This is a genomic window from Bradyrhizobium roseum (genome assembly GCF_030413175.1).
GTDB lineage: Bacteria > Pseudomonadota > Alphaproteobacteria > Rhizobiales > Xanthobacteraceae > Bradyrhizobium > Bradyrhizobium roseum.
This window is the reverse complement of record NZ_CP129212.1, coordinates 5285045-5299924: the sequence shown is the minus strand read 5'-3', so window position 1 is coordinate 5299924 and position 14880 is coordinate 5285045. Positions and strand designations below refer to the sequence as shown.

At 63.5% G+C, this 14880-nt stretch carries 21 protein-coding genes; 10 read left to right on the top strand and 11 right to left on the bottom strand.

The window, feature by feature from the left end:
* Positions 1–158: 158 nt before the first annotated feature.
* Both flaF and QUH67_RS25235 read left to right on the top strand, forming a co-directional pair.
* Positions 159–524, top strand: coding sequence for a flagellar biosynthesis regulator FlaF (flaF, locus tag QUH67_RS25240; RefSeq protein ID WP_300942085.1), 366 nt, complete (start codon positions 159–161; stop codon positions 522–524).
* Between the two features lie 23 nt (positions 525–547).
* Positions 548–913, top strand: a complete 366-nt coding sequence (locus QUH67_RS25235) for a hypothetical protein (protein WP_300942084.1) — start codon at positions 548–550, stop codon at positions 911–913.
* A 95-nt stretch (positions 914–1008) separates the two neighbouring features.
* Here QUH67_RS25235 and QUH67_RS25230 read toward each other — a convergent pair whose 3' ends face one another.
* The 4 genes from QUH67_RS25230 to QUH67_RS25215 form a co-directional block, all read right to left on the bottom strand.
* Positions 1009–1389, bottom strand: coding sequence for a hypothetical protein (locus QUH67_RS25230; protein ID WP_300942083.1), 381 nt, complete (start codon positions 1387–1389; stop codon positions 1009–1011).
* A gap of 147 nt (positions 1390–1536) precedes the next feature.
* Positions 1537–2028: a hypothetical protein gene (locus QUH67_RS25225; protein ID WP_300942082.1), complete on the bottom strand. Its 492-nt coding sequence runs from the start codon at positions 2026–2028 to the stop codon at positions 1537–1539.
* Between the two features lie 18 nt (positions 2029–2046).
* Complete coding sequence (flgJ, locus tag QUH67_RS25220; protein WP_300942081.1) at positions 2047–2373, bottom strand: flagellar assembly peptidoglycan hydrolase FlgJ; 327 nt, start codon at positions 2371–2373, stop codon at positions 2047–2049.
* Positions 2373–3497: a flagellar basal body P-ring protein FlgI gene (locus tag QUH67_RS25215; protein WP_300942080.1), complete on the bottom strand. Its 1125-nt coding sequence runs from the start codon at positions 3495–3497 to the stop codon at positions 2373–2375. The genes flgJ and QUH67_RS25215 overlap by 1 nt, the downstream gene beginning before the upstream one ends.
* Positions 3498–3761: 264 nt before the next feature.
* On the opposite strand from QUH67_RS25215, the gene QUH67_RS25210 reads away from it, so the two are divergent.
* Complete coding sequence (locus QUH67_RS25210; protein WP_300942079.1) at positions 3762–4175, top strand: flagellar assembly protein FliX; 414 nt, start codon at positions 3762–3764, stop codon at positions 4173–4175.
* 36 nt (positions 4176–4211) lie between these two features.
* Here the strand turns inward: QUH67_RS25210 and QUH67_RS25205 are convergent, their stop codons facing one another.
* A complete protein-coding gene (locus QUH67_RS25205; protein ID WP_300942078.1) occupies positions 4212–4601 on the bottom strand; it encodes a winged helix-turn-helix transcriptional regulator in 390 nt (129 codons plus the stop codon).
* A 114-nt stretch (positions 4602–4715) separates the two neighbouring features.
* Here QUH67_RS25205 and QUH67_RS25200 point away from each other — a divergent pair, with 114 nt between their 5' ends.
* From QUH67_RS25200 to QUH67_RS25185, 4 genes are all read left to right on the top strand, one after another.
* Positions 4716–5327, top strand: a complete 612-nt coding sequence (locus QUH67_RS25200) for an NAD(P)-dependent oxidoreductase (RefSeq protein WP_300942077.1) — start codon at positions 4716–4718, stop codon at positions 5325–5327.
* A 175-nt stretch (positions 5328–5502) separates the two neighbouring features.
* Complete coding sequence (gene dksA, locus QUH67_RS25195; RefSeq protein ID WP_092509290.1) at positions 5503–5868, top strand: RNA polymerase-binding protein DksA; 366 nt, start codon at positions 5503–5505, stop codon at positions 5866–5868.
* Positions 5869–5939: 71 nt separating this feature from the next.
* On the top strand, positions 5940–6728 hold the full coding sequence (locus QUH67_RS25190) for a 2-keto-4-pentenoate hydratase (protein WP_300942076.1): 789 nt from the start codon (positions 5940–5942) through the stop codon (positions 6726–6728).
* Between the two features lie 9 nt (positions 6729–6737).
* Positions 6738–7550: a hypothetical protein gene (locus QUH67_RS25185; protein ID WP_300942075.1), complete on the top strand. Its 813-nt coding sequence runs from the start codon at positions 6738–6740 to the stop codon at positions 7548–7550.
* A 4-nt stretch (positions 7551–7554) separates the two neighbouring features.
* Here QUH67_RS25185 and QUH67_RS25180 read toward each other — a convergent pair whose 3' ends face one another.
* The 4 genes from QUH67_RS25180 to QUH67_RS25165 all read right to left on the bottom strand — a co-directional run bounded on the left by QUH67_RS25180 (position 7555) and on the right by QUH67_RS25165 (position 10664).
* Positions 7555–7974: a ClpXP protease specificity-enhancing factor SspB gene (locus tag QUH67_RS25180; RefSeq protein ID WP_300942074.1), complete on the bottom strand. Its 420-nt coding sequence runs from the start codon at positions 7972–7974 to the stop codon at positions 7555–7557.
* Between the two features lie 620 nt (positions 7975–8594).
* A complete protein-coding gene (locus QUH67_RS25175; protein ID WP_300942073.1) occupies positions 8595–8954 on the bottom strand; it encodes a PRC-barrel domain-containing protein in 360 nt (119 codons plus the stop codon).
* A 118-nt stretch (positions 8955–9072) separates the two neighbouring features.
* Positions 9073–10152: an HlyD family secretion protein gene (locus QUH67_RS25170; RefSeq protein ID WP_300942072.1), complete on the bottom strand. Its 1080-nt coding sequence runs from the start codon at positions 10150–10152 to the stop codon at positions 9073–9075.
* The gene (locus tag QUH67_RS25165) at positions 10149–10664 is read right to left on the bottom strand and encodes a MarR family winged helix-turn-helix transcriptional regulator (RefSeq protein ID WP_300942071.1); all 516 of its coding nucleotides are present in this window, start codon (positions 10662–10664) and stop codon (positions 10149–10151) included. Before QUH67_RS25165 ends, QUH67_RS25170 begins: the two co-directional genes overlap by 4 nt.
* A gap of 126 nt (positions 10665–10790) precedes the next feature.
* On the opposite strand from QUH67_RS25165, the gene QUH67_RS25160 reads away from it, so the two are divergent.
* From QUH67_RS25160 to QUH67_RS25150, 3 genes are all read left to right on the top strand, one after another.
* Entirely contained in the window at positions 10791–12314 is a 1524-nt protein-coding gene (locus QUH67_RS25160; RefSeq protein WP_300942070.1) for a DHA2 family efflux MFS transporter permease subunit, read from the top strand.
* Positions 12315–12390: 76 nt separating this feature from the next.
* The gene (locus QUH67_RS25155) at positions 12391–12651 is read left to right on the top strand and encodes a BrnT family toxin (RefSeq protein WP_300942069.1); all 261 of its coding nucleotides are present in this window, start codon (positions 12391–12393) and stop codon (positions 12649–12651) included.
* Positions 12632–12922 (top strand): BrnA antitoxin family protein, encoded by a 291-nt coding sequence (locus QUH67_RS25150; RefSeq protein WP_300942068.1) that lies wholly within the window; start codon positions 12632–12634, stop codon positions 12920–12922. Before QUH67_RS25155 ends, QUH67_RS25150 begins: the two co-directional genes overlap by 20 nt.
* A gap of 103 nt (positions 12923–13025) precedes the next feature.
* Here the strand turns inward: QUH67_RS25150 and flgH are convergent, their stop codons facing one another.
* Together flgH and flgA are read right to left on the bottom strand one after the other, a co-directional pair.
* Positions 13026–13781 (bottom strand): flagellar basal body L-ring protein FlgH, encoded by a 756-nt coding sequence (flgH, locus tag QUH67_RS25145; protein WP_300942067.1) that lies wholly within the window; start codon positions 13779–13781, stop codon positions 13026–13028.
* Between the two features lie 5 nt (positions 13782–13786).
* Entirely contained in the window at positions 13787–14872 is a 1086-nt protein-coding gene (gene flgA / locus QUH67_RS25140; protein WP_300942066.1) for a flagellar basal body P-ring formation chaperone FlgA, read from the bottom strand.
* Between the last annotated feature and the right edge of the window lie 8 nt (positions 14873–14880).

The window sequence follows — 14880 nt, the reverse complement described above, 5'->3', positions numbered from 1 at the left end:
ATGGTCCGCATGCTGCCTCAAATATGGAGTTTTTGCCGGAGTGCCGACACAATGGGTAACTCGTGCTAACCATATTTAAAGGCGAAACCTGTATGTATCTTAGGCAGCTTTTCCGAAGAATCCTGCGGTCTTGCACATCGCTCCATCGAGGTTCGTGAATGTCTAATGCAGCTCAAGCCTACGCGCGTACATCGCAGACGACGACGTCTCCCCGTGAAATCGAAGCGCAGGCGTTGCTGAAGGCTGCACGGCAATTGCAGGAAGTTCAGGCCAACTGGAACGGCCCCGATTCCGCAATGCACAACGCGTTGCTTTTCAATCGCAGGCTCTGGTCGATCTTCATGAGCGCCGTCGAGGCGAACGAGAATCAGCAACCGATGGAAGTACGCCAGAACATCGCCAACATCGGCGTGTTCGTGATGAAGCAGACGGTCGACATGCAATTGAATCCGGACCCGGCCAAGCTGAAGTCGCTGATCGACATCAACTGCAATCTGGCCGCCGGCCTTGCAGGCCGCGGCTGACCGGGTGAGGGGAGTGCGCCAGCATGGCTGATCTCTGGAGCATCATATCGGCCAACTACAAGACGGTGGGGCTGACCGTCCCGTCCAAGACACCCTATGTCGCGGTCGATCCCAAATTGTACGAAGGCACCTGGACCGGCAAATATCCCGACAACAAGACGTTCAAGTTCACGGTCTCGGACGTCAACGGATTTCGCGCCAAGGTGCAGTACCAGAGCGGCGGCACCAACAAGTTCCAGGAAGTTTTGATCAAGGACCTGTCGTTCCGGATCGGTGACACCAAGTTTACGCTGTCCGCGCTTGGAAAGGCGGAGATCAAGAACGTCGTCACCGACGCGGGCAGCGGCCAGACCTATCTCGATCAGGCCTACGCATCCCGCGTCAGTTGAATCGGGAACTTCATCTGTTCTGATCCGATCGCAACGAAAGATGCCCCCGAACAGGGGGCATATTTCGTCTGAGGACACGCACGGCCCGCTCTGGATCAGGCCGTGCGGTCGGTGGCGGCGAGGCGCTGCGGGGCGTCCTTGGTCAGGTCGAGCGTGTGGAAATAGGCGCGGCGGCGAAGCACAGCTTCCTCGGGGAACTGCTTCACCACCTGGCTCGTCTTGGTATCGATGACCTGATAGACGACGGCGCGGGCGTCGCGGTCGATCACCACCTGGTTGGCCACCGCCGCGCTCGAAATGGAGACGCGGACAGCTGCGGAATCAGTGCTGGCGCGCGCACTGGTCTCTACCGCCGCGACGCTTTTGTTCGCCGGCAGTACGGTTGCGACCGCTTGTTGTGCCGACTCGCTCACGTGCTGAGCGATCGGTGCGGCAACCGGTGCCCCCACCGGTTTGATGTTGAAATCTGTACTCATGGCAGCCTCCTGGCTTGCGCGAGTCAAATCCCAACCCCTCGTCGACGCAATATTGCCCGGCACCTCTCAACGTCGTGTTAGCGAATACGCTCAATTCCGCACTGAAGCGGTTGGATAAATTTGGCTAAAATTGTAGCTATTCGCGGACTACAGCGAACGGCTGACCGACAGCGGCGTGATGTTGCGCGGCCCCGGCGCCGCTCGTTGTCCCGATGCCGTGTAGGTGTTCGGAATGTTCTTGCGCTGGATCTCGGTGTTGACGCCGCGCACGATGCCTTCGGACACCGCGTGTGCGGTCGCAAGAACGGTGAGGTTGATCTGCAGCATCGCGCGGAAGGTGTCGTGATGCTTGCGCAGCGTGGTCAGCAGTTCCGGCGAAACCTGCGCGAGATACTTTTGTGCGTTCTTCAGATTCTCGACCGCGATCATGTAGCGACGCGACAGCTCGCCCTTCTGCTCTTCCAACCGCATCGCCTCGCCGACATTGCCGGCGCGCACCAGTTCGGTTTCGCGTTCGATGATGCCGAGCAGGCCGCTCATCACGTTCATCAGATCTTCGGCGAGCTTGCGCGCTTCCGCCGGTGTGGTGATCGCTCTTGCCGGAGCCGGCGCGGGATTGGCCTGGGGGCGCGCATTCATGTCGAATCTCCTTCTGGATCAGCCGGCCCGGTTGGCCTGCTGCAGGATAAGGGTGCGGAAGACGTCGTTGGAGATGCCGATGCCGCCGGACTTGGCAAAGGATTTCGAATATTCGTCCGTCAGCATCGAGCGCCAGGCTCCGGTGCCGGTGGTGTCGCCGAACGGGCCGTCGCCTTTGACGCCGGTGGTCATCTGCGAAAACATCGAGTTGAGGAACATCGCTTCGAACTCCTGGGCCTTGGCGCGCGTCTTCTTCTGCGCCTCGGGCGAGATTTTAGTCAGCGCCTCGGCGAGCTGCGGATCCTTGCGGCCGTTGATCAGCGAAGTCTTGTCAATTCCGTTCATCACATCACCTCGATGTCGGCCTGGATCGCGCCGGCGGCCTTGATCGCCTGCAGGATGCTGATGAGGTCGCGCGGCCCGATGCCGAGCCCGTTGAGGCCGTCGACGAGCTGCTGCAGCGAGACGCCGTCCTTGACGACCGCGAATTTCTTGCCGTCCTCGCTGACGCTGACGCCCGACCGGGGGGTCACCACCGTGCGGCCGCGCGACAGCGGGTTGGGCTGGCTCACTTGCGGGCTTTCGGAGATCGTCACCGTGAGGTTGCCCTGCGCCACCGCCACGGTGGCGACGCGGACGTCGCGGCCCATCACGATGATGCCGGAGCGTTCGTCGATCACGATCTTGGCGACGAGATCGGGCTCGACCTGCAACTGCTCGATCTCGGTCAGAAAGGCGACGACGTTGCCCTTGAATTCCGCCGGAATCGAAAGCTGCACCGTGGAGGGGTCGATCGGCTCGGCGGTCTTGACGCCGAGGAAGTCGTTGACGGCGGCGGCGATGCGCTTGGCGGTGGTGAAGTCGGCGTTGCGCAGTGCGAGGCGGACATTGGGCAGGCGATTGAGCGCGAATTCGATCTCGCGCTCGATGATGGCGCCGTTGGCGATGCGGCCCACCGTCGGCACGCCGCGGGTGACGCTGGCGGCAGCGCCCTCGGCCGCAAAGCCCGAGATCGCCAGCGAGCCTTGTGCCACCGCATAGACGTTGCCGTCGGCGCCGAGCAGGGGGGTGACGAGCAGGGTGCCGCCGGTCAGGTTCTTGGCGTCGCCCAGTGCGGACACCGTGACGTCCATCCGCGTGCCCTGCGTCCCGAAGGCCGGCAGGTTGCCGGTGACCATGACGGCGGCGACGTTGCCGGTGCGGATGGTGGCGCCGCGGATGTTGACGCCCATGCGCTCGAGCATCGCTTGCAGCGACTGCTTGGTGAAGGGAATGTTGTTCAGCGTGTCGCCGGTTCCGTTGAGGCCGACCACGAGGCCGTAGCCGATCAGCTGGTTCTGCCGCACGCCCTCGATATTGGCGAGATCCTTGATCCGCGACGTTGCGCCCGAGGGCTGGGGTGCCAGCGCCAGCGCCATCAGCGCCGCACAGGCCACCCAAATCAGTCGTGCCGAACGGATGCCGGGCATCCTGTGCTCCCCTCAAGGTCTTCCACCGGACCGTTGGCGCCACTCCCATGACGGCGGTCCGCGATTAACTATGCGAGGGTCGTGCCATGTCGCGCTGCTCGGGCAATGGCTTGATATTGCTGCAAGTTCGCGTGGGCAGGATGCGGCGGCGGTTCACCATGACGGGCGAAACTGCCGTGCGTCGGCAAATTTTGCCGGGCCATTTACGTCTCGTTAACCATAAGGAGGCCAAGCTCGCATCATTCTCATGCCGAGAGCACTACGATGCGCATCTACGGACCCAATGGCACCACGATCGGATCGCCCGCCAATCACACGCGGCGAACCAGTTCGACCGGTTTCTCGCTGCCGGAAGCGCCGTCGACGCCCGAGGAGCCGCGCTCGGCTACAGCACCGAGGGCCGCCGGCAACATCGACGCGCTGCTCGCGCTGCAGGGTGTCGAGGATCCGACCGAGCGTCGCAAGCGTTCGGTGGCGCGGGGCAGGGGCGCGCTCGACGTGCTCGACGAACTCAAGATGGGGCTGCTCTCCGGCACCCTCGATGCTTCCACCGTCAGCCGGCTGCGCGACGCCGCGGCCAACCTGAAGTCCTCCTCGGGCGATCCCGGCCTCGACGCGGTGCTGTCCGAGATTGAATTGCGGGTTGAGGTCGAACTGGCAAAGGCCGGGCAAGTCTAGCTTTTAACGCATGTCGCCGGGTGAGCGCGGCGCGACTCACGCTGCGATATCCTTGCGCTGTGCGTCGTAGCGGCGCTGTGCGTTCAACACTTCCTTCAAGTTCTGCTCGGCCCAGTCGCGCAACGGATCGACGGCGCCGGCGAGCGTCGCGCCGAGCGGCGTGATCGAATACTCCACCGTTACCGGCACGGTCGCGATCGCGCGCCGGCGGATCAGCCCGTCGCGTTCGAGCGATTTGAGAACCTGGCTCAGCATCTTCTGCGAGATGCCTTCAATCGTGCGCCGTAACGCATTGAAACGCATCGGCTCGTCGCGCAGGAGAAGCAGGATCAACACCGCCCATTTGTCACCGACGCGATCGAGAATCTGGCGCGTCGGGCAATCGGCCGAATAGGCGTTCGGGATTTTCGAATTGGCGGCCTTCACGGCGGTTACTCCAGGGTTATCAGGTGAGACGAAAGTGCTCTCTTAACACTTACATCCATTTCTCTATCTAGTCACCATTGGATACCGCATTCGCGGAATCAAAAGGAGGCTTCCATGAAAATCGCCGTCATCGGCGCGTCCGGCAATGCCGGCTCGCGTATCACCGCCGAACTGGCTGGCCGCGGCCACCAGGTCACCGCCATCGCCCGTCATCCAGAACGGATAGCGCCGCACGCCAATGTCACGCCGGCCAGGGGCGACGTCATGGACCAGGCCGGCCTTGCCCGGCTGGTCACCGGCCACGCCGCCGCGATCAGCTCGGTTCATTTTCTGGCCAGCGACCCGGTCAAGCTGATTGCGGCTGCCAGGGAATCGAAGGTTGGCCGTTATCTCGTGGTCGGCGGCGCCGGCAGCCTCGACGTGTCGCCCGGCGTCCGGCTGGTGACCACCCCGTCCTTTCCCGTGGCATACAAGCCCGAGGCCGAAGCGGGCGCCGCCTTCCTCGACCTGCTTCGGGCCGAGCAGGAACTCAGCTGGACCTTCGTGTCGCCCTCAGCCTTGTTTGTGGCCGGCCAACGAACCGGCAAGTTCCGGCTCGGCACCGACCAGCTTTTGACCGCTTCCGACGGCAAAAGCTGGATTTCCTTTGAGGATTTCGCAGTTGCACTCGCCGACGAGATCGAACGGCCGGCCCATATCCGCCAGCGCTTCACGGTCGGCTACTGACGGCGGAGGGATACCTTTGCCTGTGCAAGGACGGGAGCGACCTATATTGTCTGTCACAACCCGCCGCTATATAAGGCGCGCGCGGACGGACAATTTTCCGCCCCGCCTTGTACGTGAAGATGGGTTGGCCTTGGAAAAGTTGAAGAACTATCGACCTTCCGAAAAAGAGCCTTTCATGAACGATCGGCAGCGCGACTATTTCCGCGCCAAGCTGCTGGCATGGAAGGACGAGATCCTCAGAGAATCGAAGATCACCCTGCAGACCCTCCAGGAAGAGAATGTCAATCATCCCGATCTGGCTGATCGCGCCTCTTCCGAAACCGACCGCGCCATCGAACTGCGCGCCCGCGACCGCCAGCGCAAGCTGATCTCCAAGATCGACGCCGCGCTGCAACGCATCGAGGACAACACCTACGGCTATTGCGAGGAGACCGGCGAGCCGATTTCGCTGAAGCGGCTCGAAGCCCGTCCGATCGCGACGCTGTCGGTGGAAGCGCAGGAACGCCACGAGAAGCGTGAGAAGGTTTACCGGGACGAGTAGGGTATCGGCGCGCGGCTGATCGCCTGCGCGCGGGCGCATCGCCGCGCTTTGAAATGAGAAAGCCGCCGCTGATGGACCAAACTCTCGCGGCCGCACAGATGATCGCCACCGCCCGCCGGGCGGGCGCGCCGCTGGACGTGCTCCCGCCTGATCTCGTTCCGGCCGATGAGGCCTCGGGCTATCAAATCCAGCGTGCGGTCCACGATCTGATGTTGCCGCAGACCGGCAGTCTGGTGGGCTACAAGATCGGCTGCACCAGCCCGGTCATGCAGCAATACCTCGGCATCCCTCATCCCTGCTGCGGCGGCGTGTTCGCAAGGGGCGTGCACGACAGCGGCGCTTCGCTGCGGTCAGGCGATTATGTTCGCGTCGGTGTCGAGTGCGAGATCGCGGTGCGGATGGCGCGCAGCCTGTCGCCCGGCGAAGGGCCGTTTACCGCGGAATCGATGATGGAGGCGATCGAGGCCTACTATCCCGCGATCGAAATCGTCGACGACCGCTACATCAGATGGGAGGCGATGGGCGCGCCGACGCTGGTCGCCGATGATTTCTTCGCCGCCGGCTGCGTGCTCGGCACGGCGGTGCCGCGCAGCAAGGCGCCGGACCTGCTCACGGTGAAGGGACGCGCCTTGATCAACGGCGAGGAAGCCGGCCACGGCACCGGCGCCGACGTGCTCGGCCATCCCCACAACGCGCTGGCCTGGCTTGCCAATCATCTCGCCGACGAGGGCAAGGGGCTGCATGCCGGCCAGATCGTGCTGACAGGGAGCCTCGTGAAGACGGTGTGGCTCAAGGCGGGTGACAAGGTGAAAATGGAGCTCGATGGGCTTGGCACCGTCTTCGCCGAATTTCGGAGCTGAGCAGGCCTGATGGCAGAAAGCGTCCCGTCAGTTCTCGAATCCGAAGCGCGAGGTGACATCGCTGACATCTATGCCGACATTCGCAACGTTCTGGGCACCAGCGTCGTCAACCTGATCTGGCGCCACCTCGCGACCATGCCGGGCGCGCTGCCATGGACATGGTCCGCCGTTCGTCCGCTCTATCTCGGCGACGCGCCGCTACATGCCGAAGCCATCAGGCAGACCATCGCGCTGCCGGACTGGCCCGGCTTGTCGACCGACACGCTGCTTGCGGTGGGCGTGGACGACAGCGAACGCGCGCGCATTCATGACGTACTCGACAGCTATCATCACACCAACGCGTTGGCGCTCGTCGTGCTGTCCGCGCTGCTGGCGCATTGCGAGCCGCGGCCGGCAGATGCGGTGAGGCCGGCCGGCGCCGCGCCACGGCCGCCGGGCGCCAAAATTCCGGAGTTGCCGCCGATGGAGGCGCTGGACCCCGAAGTGGCGGCGCTGATCGAGGAACTGAACGGGTTCGGCGAAGATACCGAGTCGCAATTGATTGCGAGCATGTACCGACATCTGGCGTACTGGCCAGGCTACCTGGCGCTGGTGCGGACCATGCTGGTGCCGCTGCAGCGGGAAGGACGGCTGAACGCATTGACGCTTTCGACTCGCGCGCTTGGCCATGCCCATGGCGCGGTTCTGGCTTCGCACCTGAAACCTGCCGCGCCGCCGGACACGCTGCATCGCGCGCTCGCGTCCTGCCGCCTGTTTGTCGAACATCCGATCGCGCGCATGACGGGGCTCTGCGCCCTGATCAGGCGCGCGACGCCGCGGTGACGTGTCAGTCGGAGCACTTCAGTTCTGATTTATCCCAGAACGCCTTGATCGCGGCGAAAGGTATGGAAAGGCGTTCCCGCGCCCCCATCAAGCGCAGCAAAACCTCGAAGCGGTCGTCCCTGATATTCAACTGCTCGAAGTCGTGCTGCAGAATAATGGTCATGTCGTCTGGATATTTCGACTTGAGGCCAAGCGAAAGTTTCACGCCTTCGGCGTGAGTTCGAAACGTGATATTGACCGGCCGCTGCTCCGAGGCCCGCGGGAGCGCTTCGACAATCTTGGCCCTCGCCGCCGGTTTGCTGCATGGTTCGGCGAACGCAGGCGAGGCCTGCATTATCAGCGCCATGACAAGCCATAACGCACGGCTGATGGTCACACCCCGCGCCTGCGGGATATCCGGTACACCGCGACCTGTCGTGCCCATTACTACTGTCTCTGGAATATCCGCTCGCCTGCCCGGGCGAGCGAATGACAACTGCGCGTTGCGTTGCACAGCCCATTTCACCCGCGGATCATGCTACCCAGTTCCTTCGAAAAAGAAAGAGGGCGCGGAGAGACAGATCGTCATATCCAAGCAAACTGCGCGCATCGTCGGCAGGCGCACGATGCTTGCGATGGGGATGAATGGTTAATCGAGGATGTGGTCAGCGATGACAAAGTTTGCATGCGCGGCAGAAAACGACGCATGCCGGACCGCGCTATCCTCGGTCGCGTTAACTAATCGCCGCGTGCTGACGCTGGGCGCCTTATGCCGGGCGCGTCCGTTCCTGCGACAAACTTGCACACCGGCACCGCTTCCGGCTCGTCATAGCCAAGTCCGGGCTAAGCTGCCCATCATCACAGGCTAATGATGTAGGCGCTCATTGCCAGCAAAACGGCGACGCTCAGGGCGATTATGAACAAGAAGAATTTTCCCATGCTCTGCCTCCACAGGCCCCTAACGCGGAACAGCGCAAAAGGTTCGCTGCGGGCAGACGAATGTGCCAGCCTTGATGGAGGACCCACCCTTGAGGCGGGCCCTCCGAATATCAAGTTTGACTGCGATCAGATCGCGACGCCGTAATAGTCGTTGACGGCGCGGGCCCGGGCTGGGTCGCCCCAGTTCCAGGTATTGTCGTTGCCGTAATGCGGCGCGCCCTTGAGCTGCGCTTCCGTCACGCCGGTAACGTAACCGCCGAGCGAAGTATCGTATTTCAGCGATTGCCAAGGCAGCGGATAGTAATCGTCGCCGATGCCGAGAAAGCCGCCGAAGGAGAGCACGGCGTAGGACACCCTGCCGCTCTTCTTGTCGATCATGACGCGCTCGATCGAGCCGATCTTGTTGTTGTCGGAGCCATAGACTGCGGTTCCCTCGACCTTGTCGCTGCCGATCAGGTTGCCGGTTTCGTTCGATTCCAGAGACATGGTTTCTCCTCCATGGGGTTGAAGAGGGGAAACGGGAAGTGCCGGGAAACGTTCCTGTTGAGCCGTCGATCGACGAAGCGCAGCGTCACGCATGAAACCAGGCGCGGCGAGCCTGCGCTCACTGCGTCTTGGCCGCTTCCGCCGGCTGCGGGCGCGCGGCAATGGCGGCGCCGTTGCCAAAGATGTTGGCGAGGCTTCGGGTACGGCCGGTGTCGATGCTAACATAGGCGGTCATGCCGGCGCGCAAGGATGGCTCGCCGGCACGTTCGATCAGCCGCAGCCGCACCGGCAGGCGTTGCACCACCTTGACCCAGTTTCCGGACGCATTCTGCGCCGGCAGAATCGCAAACTCCGCGCCGGTCGCCGGACTGATGCTCTCGACCTCTGCATCCCAGGTGACGTCGGGGTGCATGTCGAGCACGACCTTTGCCCGCTGCCCGACGGTGACATGGGTGAGGTCGGTTTCCTTGAAGTTGGCCTCCAGCCACGGCCTGCGATCGGCAACCAGCGCAAACAGCGAGGTCTGCGCCTTGACCTGCTCGCCGAGCTGGAGGCGGAAATTGACCACGACGCCGGCCCGCGGCGCCTTGATCTCGGTATAGGCGAGATCGAGTGCCGCCCGGTCGCGCAGCGCCAGTTTTTCGCGGACCGCTGCGAATTCATCGGTCGGCCGGTTCGGCCTGCCACCCAGTGCTGCCTCGACGCGGGCGATTCGCTGATGCAGCACCGCGACGCGATCCAGCCCTTCCTGCTCCTCGCTGTTGGTTTGCTCGAGCTTCACGGCCGACGTTACGCCGCGCCCCGACAGGTCGCGCGCGCGCTGCGCCTGCGCCTGCAGGAACGTCAGCTTGTTCTGGGCCTCTTTCGTCTCAGCCCTGATCTCGCGCAGGCTCGCCTTGAGCTGTTCGACGGCGGAACGCGCGGAATCGGCGTCGGCCTCGGCTTTGGCCAGCGCCAGTTGATAGGGAGCCGGGTCGAGCCGCACGAGCAGTTCGCCCGCCGTGACGGTCGAGTGGTCCCTGATCCGCACCTCGACGATGCGGCCGGGAACTTCGCTGGCGATCTGCGTGATGTCGGCCTTGACGTAAGCGTTCTCGGTGGTGACGTGGCGGCCGCCCTGCAGCCAGACGGCGATCGCACCGGCAATGACGAGCACGGGCACGCCGATCAGTGCCAGCCTTCGTTGGCGCGGCGTCACGGCGCGATCCTTCCGTTGAGGCGGCGCGGCCCGCGCGGAGCCGGGTTTCGACCGGCGACCACCGAGGCTCTTGCCGTGCCATTGCCTCCGGAAACCAGCGTCTCCTTGACGCGCTGCAGCAATGTGAACAGCTGCTTGCTTTCCCGGGCCGACAGGTCGGCGAGCGCAGTTTCGACCGTGTCCTCGGCGACCCGCCAGATGCGCTTGTGCACCCGTTCGGCTTCAGGCGTCAGGTAGACGCGCTTGACGCGCCGGTCGCCGGGTTCGGCGCGGCGTTCGACCCAGCCATTGGCCACCAGCCGGTCGATCATGCGGCCGGCGGTCGCCTTTTCCACTTCCATCATCTCGGCGAGTTCGGAATGCGACGCCCCGGGCCGGCGATGCAGGCGGGTCAGCACCAGCCATTGGCCGCGGGTGATCCCGAGCCGGCGCACGCGGCGATCGAATTCGGTCCGCAGCAGGCGGGCGACGTCCGAGATCACGACGCCGATATATTCTTCGGTATTTGGCATGGCGGTCCATTGTAGCCGCGGCACAATTGGTAAGCTAGGTTATAAAATAGTAAGCAGGGTTATCATCCTGTTGCGCGATGCCGCAAGGGAAGGAGCTGAGGGGGCCGAATTGAAAGAGATTTGGGCATGAGCACCGCCGCCATCGACGCCGAAGAGGCGGCCGGATACTTGCCCCCGGCGCAACGCTATCTGACCATGGCGACCGTCGTGCTGGGGTCCTCGCTCTACGGTACGGCGCTGCTGACCACATCGACCATTTTGCCGCAGATGCAGGGCGCGCTGTCGGCGACCCAGGACGAGATCGCCTGGGTGATGACGTTCAACATCCTCGCCACTGCCGTGGTGACGCCGATGACCGGATGGCTGGTATCGCGCTTCGGCACACGGCGAACCGTGGTCTACTCGATCGGCGTCTTCACGCTGGCGACACTGCTGTGCGGCATGGCGCAGTCGCTCGAGATGCTGGTGCTGTGGCGCATCCTGCAGGGCGGGGCAGGGGCGCCGATCGTGCCGCTGTCGCAGTCGATCCTGTTCAATACGTTTCCGCGACGGCAGCACACGATGGTGATGTCGGTGTTCGGCATGGCGGTCGCGGTCGCGCCGGCGTTCGGTCCCGTGATCGGCGGCTATCTCGCTGAAATCTACAGCTGGCGCTGGTCGTTCTATATGCTGGTGCCGATCGGTGTCTGCGCCACGATCGGCATGAGCTGGACGCTGCGGCCGGACACCGACCTCACCAAAGTCCGCTTCGACTGGACCGGCTTCATCGCGCTCGCCGTGGCGCTCGCCGCCGTGCAGCTGGTGCTGGCGCGGGGCGTGCGGCTGGACTGGTTCGATTCGATGGAGATCGTCATTGAATGCCTGATCGCCGGCCTCGCCTTCTACATCTTCATGGTCCACAGCCTGAGCGCACGCGAGCCGTTTTTGAACCTGAAGCTGCTCGCCGACCGCAACTATGCGATCGGGCTGGCGCTGGTGACGATCTACGGCATGCTGAACTTCACGCCGATGGTGCTGTTGCCGCCGCTACTGCAGCAGCAGGCCGGCTTTCCCGATGCGCTGGTCGGGCAGGTGATCGGATGCCGGGGCGTCGGCATGCTGGTCGGGTTCATGACCGCCGGCTTCATGAGCCGGATCGATCCGCGCATCAGCATGGCGTTCGGCTTCGGCCTGCAGACCCTGGCCGGGCTGTGGATGCTGACCTTCGATCTCAACGTCACCATGGAAGTGCTGGTCTTCAACAGCGCAGTGCAGGGATTTGCCGTGGGCGTCGTCTGGGTGCCGATCACGGCGGTGGCGTTCGGCACGCTGGACCCGAAACACTATGCCGAAGCGTCGGCGGTGTTTCATCTCCTGCGCAATATCGGCTCGAGCTTCTTCATCTCGCTGTCGATCGCCGAGATCGTGCGCGCGTCGGGCGCCAATTACAGCCGCATGACCGAGATGATCACGCCCTACAACCGCGCGCTGACAACGCCCGGCACGACCGGAGCCTGGAATTTCGACACGGTGCAGGGACTGGCGCGGGTGGCGAAGGAAATCCTGCGCCAGGCGACGATGATCGGCTACCTGAACGCGTTTGCGATGTACACCGCGACATCGGCGCTCGCGGTGGTCTTCGCGCTGATGGTCCAGCGCCGCAAGGCCTAGTGCTTTCCGTTTTGGGGCGACGCATCGTCCAGGATCGCTATTGACTTCCTATTATTTTGTAGCGACAAAATAATCGATGAAGATCGTTTGGGACGAACCCAAGCGCATCGCCAATCTCGACAAACACGGGATGGACTTCGCTGACATCAATGAGAAGTTCTTCGATACCGCGCTGGTTCTCAATGCCTATGGAAAACGCTATCGCGCCATCGGCATGAACGTTCGGGGCGTCATTTCGGTGATCTTTGCCGTCTACGGCGTGGAAGCTGTCAGCATTATCAGCATGCGCCCGGCCAGCAAGAGAGAAAGGGACCTCTATGAAGCGAACCGTCGCTAAGAAACGCTACACTGCCAGTGATATGCGTGCGGTGAGCGATAACCCTCGGTGGACCAAGAGTGACTTTGCGAAGGCGAAGCCCTTCGACGAGGTTTTCCCGACTATGCGCAAGGGCCGCGGCCCGAACAAAGCGCCGACCAAGAGGTTGGTTTCGTTGCGGCTTAGCCCTGAGGTTCTGAAGCACTTTAAAGCAGATGGTCCAGGCTGGCAGACACGAATCGACGAAACTCTGGTGAAGATTGCCAGGCGCAAATCCAGACTGGCAAACTAGCCGTGAAACGACGACGGCCTCCGCCAGGGGAGCTGACGGAGGCCGCGTAGAACATCTCGGTCGCGCCTAGGTTCGCAAACGAGATGTGGGAGCTCTGAATTGGCTAGAACGGCAGCAGCACGTCCATCACCTGCTGGCCGTAGCGGGGTTGCTGCACGTCGGTGATCTGGCCGCGGCCGCCATAGGCGATGCGGGCCTGCGCGATCTTCGAGGAATCGATGGTGTTGTCGCTCTGGATGTCCTCGGGGCGAACGATGCCGGCGACGATCAGTTCGCGGATTTCGAAGTTGACCCGGATCTCCTGCTTGCCCTCGACCACGAGATTGCCGTTCGGCAGGACCTGCGTGACCACGGCCGCGACGTTGGTCTGCAACGCTTCCTGGCGGTTGACCGAGCCCTTGCCGTCGCTGGAGGTGGTGGAATCGGCGGTCAGGATGCGGCCGGGCAGAATTTTCTGTGCCTGCGCGCCCAAGGTTTGGGCGCCGATGAAATCGGTGATGCCGGAATCCTCCTTGTTGGAGCGGCTGCGCTGGGTCTGGTTGGCGATGTTAGCCTTGTCGGTGATATTGACGGTCACCGTCAGAAGGTCACCGATCCGCGCCGCGCGCTGGTCCTTGAAGAACGCGCGCGAGCCGTTTCGCCACAGCGAGTTGGCGTTGTAGGAAGCCTGTTCCGGCTTCGGCATCGGCATCTGCACCGGCTTGTAGCCGGGCTGCGTGGTCGGGTTCTCGATCTCGGTCAGCTTCGGCTTTTCGCCGATCTGCGACAGGCGGTCGATCGAGGAGCAACCGCCGGCCAGGGCGGCCAGCGACAGCATGGCGCCCGTGAGAACGATGCGGTTGAGACGAATGACTGACATCTACATTACTCGGTTTTTGGAGCGACAGGAGAACTGACGGTGGCGACCGCGACGGGCGCGGGCTGCGGCGCGCTTAGCGATGAGGTGGTATCGTTGGTCTGCGGCGGGCGGGACATCACCGGCGTGATCGAAATCTGGCCGCGTCCGGTGACAGTGCCGGACAGCGTGCGCTTCGACTGCAGGTTCATGACGGTGACGACGTCGCCCTCGGCGCCGTTTTCGAGCGCCTTGCCACGCATGGTGAGATAGATTCCGGGCGCCTCGTAGGTCAGGGTGACGCTCTGGTCGCGCTGCACGAGGTCGGGCTTGACGAGATCCGCGGTCTTGACGGCCTGGCCGGCGCGGAGTTGCCGGCGAGCCTGCATGCCGACCGCGCGGTCGCGCGCGGCGGCGTCGGCGCCGATTTCCGCCTTCGGGCGGCGCTCGATCACGAAATCGGATAGTTTCAGGATCTCGTTGCGCTCGACGTTGCGCGTCAGCAACGCCGCTTCGACTGTTTCGATCGCCGTGCCGGTGAAACGCAACTTGGCCGCGGCGGCGCCGCTGTCGTTGGCGATCTCCAGGGTAATGTCGAAACGGCCGTTGCGGTTGTCGTAACGCACGGTGGTCGGCTGCAGGGCGCCGCTGAAGCCCAAGTCCAGCCTGACGTCGCCGGGGTCGCGGTCGAAGGTCAGTGTCAAGTTGGCGGCCTCGCCGAGGCCGTTGCGGCGCTCCAGCGCACGCGCGATCTGAAGCTCGATGTCCTTGCCATCCAGCGCGCGGGCCAGCCGCGTCACCCTGATTTCCTTCAGGCCGCCTGTATCGACGCCGATCACATGGTGGGCGCGCAGGGTATTGAGCACTTGCGCGACCGGCAGCGCGCCGGTAGCGCCGAGATCCGGCGCGCGGTAGATCGCTATCTGGCCGGCGCTGCCGGCGTTATCGATGACGTCGCCGATCCGCACCAGGTCGCCCGACACCTGCACCTCGGCGCGCAGCACGGGCGCGGCGATCGCGTTGCGGTTCGCAAAAGTATCCTGGGTCTGTGCGATCGCGGCCGCGCCTGATGCGGCGATCAGGGCGGTGGCCAGCAGGAGGGTGCGGACAATCATGGCCAGTC